Genomic DNA, 8,030 nt, shown 5'->3' on the forward strand with positions numbered 1-8,030 from the left:
ACCGCCCGCGTAATGGAGCGCGGAGCGCCCGATAAAAACTTCATAGCCTCGCTGCTTCGAGCAGCATCTGCCGAAAGTTTTTCGGCGGTCATAGCGTTGGGGAAACGCCCGGCTCCATCCCGAACCCGGAAGCTAAGCCCAACTGCGCCGATGGTACTGCACTCGGGAGGGTGTGGGAGAGTAGGACGCCGCCGAAATAATTCTTCGAAAGCCCCGGCCTCACGGCCGGGGCTTTCTTTTTCTTGGCGACCGTCGGACTCCTTCCGTGACGCTCCCCATTCATATCGATGTGCACGTGTCCCTCACGCTGCGCTCGGCCCCAAATCCCGATACAGTTAACCCCTGTAGTTCGTTCGCAGGGAACGGGCCCGTCAGGTAAAGGACAGTGATGGCGAGCTTCACGATGGATGACATCGACCCCTCCCTCGCGGAATCAATCCAAGCCGGGCTCGAAGCGATCGAAGAGAAGCTCCACGCTGCTGTCGCAACGTCCGACCCAATGATGCGTTCGACCGCCCCTTACCTCCTCGATGCTGGGGGTAAACGCGTTCGTCCCGTTCTTGTAATGCTGGCAGGCGCGTTTGGCGATATTACTAGTTCGCAGCTTATCGACGCCGGGGCGCTCGTGGAGCTTACTCATCTTGCGACCCTTTATCACGACGATGTGATGGATGGTGCGGATACTCGTCGCGGTACTAAGGCCGCTCATCGGGTTTGGGGTAACAACATTGCGATTCTGACCGGTGATTTTTTGCTGGCTAGAGCGAGCGCGATGAGCGCGGGCCTTGGTTCTGAGATTGTCGCTGTCCACGCTCACACCTTCGAGCGTTTGTGCCTCGGGCAACTTAACGAGACCGTAGGGCCCGGCTCGGGGGATGACCCGTTCGTGCATTACATCGACGTGTTGTCCAATAAGACGGGCTCGCTCATTGCCGCAGCTGGAGTGCTCGGCGCCATGATTGCGGGAGCGCCCGAGAGCGTGGTGGCGACTATGCGCGAGTATGGCGAAGCCGTAGGGGTCGCGTTTCAACTCGCCGACGACGTTCTCGACATCCGGGCGAGCTCCGTGGAATCGGGTAAGACGCCCGGCACTGATCTGCGAGAAGGTGTGCCAACGATGCCGAGTTTGCTCTTGCGGGCACATGTTGAGAAGCATCCCGAAGATACGGCGTCAGCAGCGCTTCTCGCTGCTGTTGACGGTGACCTTTCGAGCGATGACAGACTTGCCGAAGTCGTGAGCGCACTATCTGAACACCCTGTCGTTGATGAGACTGAAAGGCTAGCGGAAACCTATGCCGATCGCGCTCTTGCATTGGTCGAATCGCTTCCGGCCGGTCCACCGAGAGATGCGCTCACGGCATTTACCGTCTCTCTCGTGAGGCGCCGTGCGTGAGGACGTTTCTGGAGCCTGCATGCTTCAACGCTTCTCGCTATGCTTGAGTTCGCTCCAGGCACCGCGGACGAACTCCTCGCGGCGTTTCCTTGATATGGCTTCTCGGCGTTTGCGCTCTTTCAGTGCTCTCACCGGCAAGCCGTGCTCGACGAAGGTGAAGTGAACAAACTCGTGAATGTAGAACTCTCGTTGCGGGCGGAACGGCACCCGGAGGATTTCGGTGTGTCCTCGACAGGGGCTACCGACGTCGGCCTTGTGCGGGCAGTCAATGAGGACTCGTTTGTCGCGTATGACCCGATTTTTCTCGTCGCCGACGGCATGGGCGGCCACAACGCTGGCGAGATTGCGAGTGGCATCGTCGTCGATGAGTTCGCCTCCCTCGCGGGCGGTGATTACATCGAACTCGAAGACGTTGCCGATGCGATGGTGCGATCCTACGAGCGTATTGCAAGCATCGATGATGATTCCGGTCGCAGCGCAGGCACAACAGTCGCGATGGTTGCCCTGACGCTCCACGAGTCCGAGCCCCACTGGCTTGTCATGAACCTTGGCGACTCGCGTGTGTACATGCTTCGTGACGGGGAATTCTCGCAAGTCAGTGTTGACCACTCCGTTGTACAAGAACTCGTTGATCGCGGAGAGATTACGCTCGACCAAGCGCGCGTTCACCCCTATCGCAACATGATTACGCGTGCTCTTGGTGCAGGACCCGATACCCGTCCAGATTTTTGGCTCATTCCCGTCCGTCTTGGCGATCGCTTCCTCATCTGCAGCGATGGTGTCACAGGAGAGGTCAGCGATGGCGAGCTACAAGCGATGCTTGAGGAAACCTCGGAAGCTGGCTTTGTGGCCCAACGCATTGTTGAAACAGCTGTCACACACGGCGGGCGCGATAATGCAACAGCGGTCGTCGTGAGCGCGGTCGATCCTCAACAAGCGGGTTCCTACGGCGAGCACATCTTCACAACCGTCGATCGTCTCGAACTGCCGGTGATTGCTGACGAACACGTGCTCGACGAGCGCGAAAGCTGGTCCTCTGAAGGGGAAGATCTCACCGGCCGTCAGCGAAGCGGCACTGAAGGCGAAGGAGCCGTCGGAATTTCTCGCGCCCCTGAAAGTGACGAACCCGGACTCGATTAGCGCGCCTCGCTCATCGCTTCACATCACCCCGCTCTCCACAGCATTGGACGGCGGGGTTTCTCGTCCCTCGCGTTCGCGTCATCCTTGAGTGAGCAGTTATCGCCGCGAATCGGAAGGGGGCGTTGTGACACTGCTAGTGGAGGTGCGTCCGCTTGAGGCAGATCCGATAGTGCTCGAGATCGCCGCGGATTCGACCGTGAGCGTGGGAGAACTCGTGGAACGGATGAGGCATCATTTGGTTCTCGATGATGCGGAGTATGTCTTAAGGGTGGCGCAGGAGAGCCTGCAGGGGGTTCCAGGGGACATACTCGACAATGAGGGGCTCGTTCACTCCTCTGGTCTGGTATCGGGCATGAGCGTTGAGCTAGTGCGAGCAGTCGAGGGCAGCCCCAGGCCACTGCACGCGGCGCTCTCGTCCTGGGAACTGGTTTTAGATCGCAAAGGGGACCGACGCGTCGTGCCGCTCGAGATGGGGCTTTCGTCGTTGGGATCTTCCGCAACGTGCCGAGTCACAGTCGAGGATGGCGATGTTGCCAGCACACACGCGTATCTCGATACAGGTGCGGATGTGTCGATTCACGCCGCCCAAGGGGCAGATCTGAAAAGTGCTGCAGGGCGAAAGATAGGTGCGACCAGCCTTAGCCCGGATTCAGACGTGTACGTAGGGCAATGGCGTTTGAGGGTACGCCACCGCGCTGGTGCAGACGTGGTCGTGCGCGACTCACCTGCGCGCGCGTACCTTCCACCAGTGCGTATTGAACTCGAGGCGCCGCCGAACCACATCGTTTTGCCTCGCCTCCCGCAGTCGAAAACCTTACCTCCGTTCCCTTTCGTCAGCCTCCTCGTGCCGATTGCGATCGCTGGTGCGATGTATGCACTCACGCGCAGCACCTTTGTCATCATGCTCGCGGTCGTGATGCCGATCATGGCGCTCGCAAACTATTGGTCGCAGTGCGAGCGCGTGCGAAAGGAACAGGCTGATGCGCTTCGAGAGTTCGACGATGCCCTCGACGGAGCAAGGGCAGAGATTCACAGCGCGCACGAGGCGGAGAGGGCCCGTCTCGCCATGATGGTTCCAGCATCCCAAGTAATCGTCGAGTGGGACTCGCCAAAATGCGGGGACCTGTGGGCGGTTCGCGAAGAGCACAGTGACTTTTTGACTCTTCGGCTTGGGACAGGACACGTCGCAAGCCAAGTAGAGCTCAAAGGCGAGGCTCAGACTCACGGTTCCCGCGAACAGCGAGGTGCACTGGAAATGCTTCGCGACCAAGCCCGCACGTTTGAAGGTCCCGTGACGGTTTCTCTTCGCGAGACGCGAGGGCTCGGCATCACGGGTGCCGGGCGCTTTGATTGTGCGGCGAGCCTCGCAGTGCAGTTGGCCGGGCGTCACTCTCCTTCCGACGTTCGCCTGGTCCTCGTGTGTTCTCCTGCCTTTCGCGAAAGCGTACGAACAATTGCATGGCTTCCCCATGCGCAAAGCGCCAATGGGGGAAAAACGCGGATTCTCGATAGCGAGGAAAGCCTCGCTGCGTGGGTCGGGAATCGCATGCCGGGCTTCCATGCAGAATCTAGCGTAGAAGGTGGACAGGTCGTGGTCCTCGCGCTTGAACCGACGTCTAGGCAACTCACCTTGCTCACGATGCTCATGGAAGCGTGGGAAAAGCACGAAGGGCCGGGACCATGCCTCATTGTGACGGCGGCCGAAAGGCTCAGCGTTCCCGGTGCCTGTAGTGCACTCGTCGAGGCTTCGACCAGCAACGGGGTGCTCCTTCGGCGAGGCGATTCGGTACCCGTGCCGATCGAAGAATGCGAAGCCGTGAGCGACGACTCGCTCCTCTCATGGGCCAAGAGACTTGCCCCATTGGTAGATGCGCGAGGCCGTGAGCACGTGGGGGAGGCAATCCCTGCGACCGTATCGTTGCTCGACATCAACGGGCGAGAACGAAGGTCTCTAGACGAAAGCCTACTTGAGGAGTGGCACCTGAGTGATTGGGCCGAATCGCTCACTCTCGATGCTCTCGTCGGGTACGGGGCAGCGGGCCCGCTCACCATTCCGCTTCGCAGGTGGGGCCCGCACGCTCTCGTCGCGGGAACGACGGGATCTGGAAAATCGGAGTTCCTTCAGTCCTGGATTCTTGGGCTTGCGCTCAACTACTCCCCGCGTCGCGTCACCTTCCTCTTTGTGGACTACAAAGGTGGTGCAGCGCTTGGAGAGTGCGCGCGGCTTCCGCACTGCACGGGACTTGTGACAGACCTCGGGCCCGAGCTTGTGGCTCGCGCCCTCATCTCACTCAGGGCGGAACTGCGCTACAGGGAAGAGCTCTTAGCGCGTTTTGGTGCAAAGGACATCGACGAATACGCGTCGATCGGAGGTACGGATTTACCCGCGTTCGTCATCGTTGTCGACGAGTTCGCAGCACTGCGTGATGACTGTCCCGATTTCCTGGACGGGCTCATAGATGTTGCGCAGCGAGGGCGTTCGCTTGGAGTCCATCTCATTTTGGCGACGCAGCGACCTGCGGGGATCGTGAGTGAGAGGCTTCGCGCGAACGTGAGCTTGCGCATCGCCCTTCGCTTGAGCGATGCCGCTGATTCGATCGATGTCATCGGGTCCAAGGCAGCCGCACAGATATCCCTCGATAATCCTGGTCGAGCTATCGTGAGCGCAGTGGGAGCGGGCTTGCACCACGAGGCGCAAATGGCGTACGCAGGCGCGCGCGGCCCGGCTGATCGCTCAGCGAATCTCAAGTTAGACCTCGCACACGCGATGAACGACGAAAAGGTGCTCTCGGCATGGAACGCGCGCCCGCGAGGACTCCCCCCAAAGCTGACGCGTGGCGCTGAGCAACCGCCGACCGATGCTCACCTCGCAGTTGAAGCCGCCATCCGCGCATGGGAGCGAAGAGGAACTACGGTCCGTGCACCCTGGCTACCACCGCTCGTGGAAAACTACACAGGCGAGGCTCTCGTTGAAGAGTGGGGGCTACCCGCGCCCTATGCCATCGTCGATGACCCCTCCCGCCAACGCCGAACCGTGGCACGGATTGGGCCACCGGGATCAATCTACGGTGTGTATGGGGCGTCCGGTACCGGGCGGAGCACAAGCATCATAAGTATCGTGCGCTCGACTCGCACCGCGCAGGAGCCGCCGCGTCTTTTCATTATCGACTCAATGAGCCAGGGGCTTCGAAGCCTCATTGATGAACCCCACGCACTCGGGTACGTGCCAGGGGAGGACACCGCATCTGCATTGCGGATGCTGCGAACCCTCGCCAATGTCGAGAGCTCATCTGGTTCGGCTATCCTCGTGCTCGACTCTTTCGCGAGTCTTTGCCACGAGGCTCACCCGAGCGACCGCGAGGAAATCCATTCACTTCTCGGCGCCCTTGCACGTACCGCCCGTGCACGCCGTCTCACCCTCGTGATCGGAGCCTCCGGGCCGAACGAACTACCGCGCAGTCTCGAGTCAATGTGTACCGAACGCATCGTGCACCGCCTCTCCCGCGCCGAGGACTACGCGATGTGTGCCGGCGCTGTGAAGCTTGAGGAGTCGTCTCCCGTGGGGCGGGCAAGTGTCGGCGGTCTCGAAGCGCACATCGCGCTGTTCGCGGAGCCAAGTTCGCGCGAGGAAACACGGCGTCGCGCCTGTCGAGACGCCTTTATGCTCGGTAGGCGCACGTTAGATATCCCGCAAGCTCAAGCACTCGTGCAGGACGCGAAACGCGGACTCGTGGGGTTCGCCCATGCGGATGGGGCACCCGCTTCACTCCCACTCACCGGGGGAGGGCTCATCACGGGAGGCGAGGAGGCTGAGCGCCTGGCACTCCTCGACTCGCTCTCGCTGCTTGCTCGTGAACGCGAAGTCCTTCGCGCGCCTCACGGCGCATCCGGCGATATAGGGGAGGCGAAACGCCTCCTCAACCACGCGACCGTGCTCGGTACGAATGCGTTCGTGATCCTTGACGACATTGCCGCTCTCGAATCCTCAGATGGCGCGAGCGATCTCGGCGCTGTCTTGCGCAATGCCCTTGCGGCGGGAGCATGCGTTTACGGTGGGCTCAAGGGAGGCTCATTCTCGAGGCTCGGTCCGATTGGGCCACATCTTGCGCGAGCGGGGTGCGGCATCGTCCTTGGGGCGCGAGAAGGAGAAGTCTTTACCCTGTTTGGCCGCACGCCGCCCCGAACGAGGTGGGCGAGCGACCCCGACGTCGCGTGGCTCGTTGATGGGGCTGATTGCCGTCTCATCGTTCCCGCGCTCGTGCGAGACCCACGCGGCAAATAGATGCGACGTTGTCCCATCCGAACGAAAGTGAGGAGGAGCGAGCGCACCCTCCTCGCTCCGTGATCTATTCGTGGCACTACCGAGGTGAATAGTGGACGCCCTCCAGAATGCCGCCGAACCGTGTCAAGACTGAGGAGCAAAATATGTTTGAAGGAATGGACCCCGCTGCGATTGAACGGCTTAGCGCGCTCATGTCACTCAGCGCAGAAAGCTGGATACGCGCGGGCGAGGACCTGCGCGCACTCGTGAATGCACTTTCGTGGGAGGGACCCGATGCCGAGCCCTTCGCAAAAGCCGTCGTGGGAGCCTATGGCCAATTCGTCGCCCTAGCCGAGACATTAAGGGGAGCAGCGCGCACACTCGAGGAACACGCGGCCGAGCAGCGGCGAGCCTCGAGCTTTGCAGGCTAGACAGGATTCTGTGACGGCACCACAAAGTTGTCCACACGGACGCCGGCGAAACGCGCTCCACAGGGTGATAGCGAATCGGGGAGCCGTAGCGTGAAGGTGTCGGAAGAAACGACGAGGGCGCGAGCCCTCAGAAAATGGAGAACGACATGATGAAGGGAATGGATCCGGGAAGCGTCGAAACCATGGCTGGCACACTTGAAGAGCTCGCCACTTCGCTTCGCGACACGGGAAGCAATGCCGTGAGCACCGTCCAGTCGCTCGAATGGGTGGGAGAGGACCGCGAGAACTTCCTCGCACAACTAGGTACTCTCGCCAACTCGAGCGACGAAAACGCCGCAAGACTCGCGTTTTTGGCCGAGAACGCGCGCGGGCAGGTTGCCGAGCAGCGAGCAGCCTCGAGCGCCGGATAGCAACATCACTCAACAACACAGAGGTAGGGGGAAAACATGAATACAGCTTTTATTGGAATGTCGCCCGAGCAGGGCGTCTCGACAGGTGAAAACCTCATTTCTCTTGCCGCAGCGGCGACGAGTGCGCTCCATTCGGCACGTGAAAGCGTTCAGTCTGCGCAATGGGTTGGCGAGGATCGCGATTCATTTGTCTCGAACTTCGAAGCGCTCGCAACCGCAATCGAAGCGCTCTTGACGAATCTGCGCGCACACGGCGAGCAGGTCAAACACGAGGCTGCCGAGCAGATGCAGGCCTCGGCAGCGTCGTAAGAGTAGAACCCGAGGTGCGAAACTAGGCTGGAAGCATCAGCCGTCCATCATGGCCTCATGGGGGAGCACTTGATTGATACGGGACG

General features: G+C 60.7%; 6 protein-coding genes and 1 rRNA gene. All 7 read left to right on the top strand.

Annotated elements, in window-relative coordinates; genetic code table 11:
* The first annotated feature begins 80 nt into the window (after nucleotides 1-80).
* Nucleotides 81-197 (top strand): 5S ribosomal RNA (gene rrf, locus M3B90_RS09425).
* A 191-nt stretch (nucleotides 198-388) separates the two neighbouring features.
* Nucleotides 389-1,393 (top strand): polyprenyl synthetase family protein, encoded by a 1,005-nt coding sequence (locus M3B90_RS09430; protein WP_259890115.1) that lies wholly within the window; start codon nucleotides 389-391, stop codon nucleotides 1,391-1,393.
* A gap of 171 nt (nucleotides 1,394-1,564) precedes the next feature.
* Entirely contained in the window at nucleotides 1,565-2,533 is a 969-nt protein-coding gene (locus M3B90_RS09435; RefSeq protein WP_259890116.1) for a PP2C family serine/threonine-protein phosphatase, read from the top strand.
* Nucleotides 2,534-2,657: 124 nt separating this feature from the next.
* On the top strand, nucleotides 2,658-6,815 hold the full coding sequence (locus M3B90_RS09440) for an FtsK/SpoIIIE domain-containing protein (RefSeq protein WP_259890117.1): 4,158 nt from the start codon (nucleotides 2,658-2,660) through the stop codon (nucleotides 6,813-6,815).
* Nucleotides 6,816-6,958: 143 nt separating this feature from the next.
* Complete coding sequence (locus M3B90_RS09445; RefSeq protein WP_259890118.1) at nucleotides 6,959-7,225, top strand: hypothetical protein; 267 nt, start codon at nucleotides 6,959-6,961, stop codon at nucleotides 7,223-7,225.
* 146 nt (nucleotides 7,226-7,371) lie between these two features.
* The gene (locus M3B90_RS09450) at nucleotides 7,372-7,635 is read left to right on the top strand and encodes a hypothetical protein (RefSeq protein ID WP_259890119.1); all 264 of its coding nucleotides are present in this window, start codon (nucleotides 7,372-7,374) and stop codon (nucleotides 7,633-7,635) included.
* Nucleotides 7,636-7,671: 36 nt separating this feature from the next.
* Entirely contained in the window at nucleotides 7,672-7,944 is a 273-nt protein-coding gene (locus M3B90_RS09455; protein WP_259890120.1) for a hypothetical protein, read from the top strand.
* The last annotated feature ends 86 nt before the right edge of the window (nucleotides 7,945-8,030 follow it).

The organism is Dermabacter sp. p3-SID358 (assembly GCF_025147465.1).
In the GTDB taxonomy this organism is placed as follows: domain Bacteria; phylum Actinomycetota; class Actinomycetes; order Actinomycetales; family Dermabacteraceae; genus Dermabacter.

What these genes read in the sequence shown, in the direction of transcription:
- M3B90_RS09455 (WP_259890120.1), top strand. Translation starts at nt 7,672, where the DNA reads ATGAATACAGCTTTTATTGGAATGTCGCCCGAGCAGGGCGTCTCGACA.
- M3B90_RS09445 (WP_259890118.1), top strand. Translation starts at nt 6,959, where the DNA reads ATGTTTGAAGGAATGGACCCCGCTGCGATTGAACGGCTTAGCGCGCTC.
- M3B90_RS09430 (WP_259890115.1), top strand. Translation starts at nt 389, where the DNA reads ATGGCGAGCTTCACGATGGATGACATCGACCCCTCCCTCGCGGAATCA.
- M3B90_RS09450 (WP_259890119.1), top strand. Translation starts at nt 7,372, where the DNA reads ATGATGAAGGGAATGGATCCGGGAAGCGTCGAAACCATGGCTGGCACA.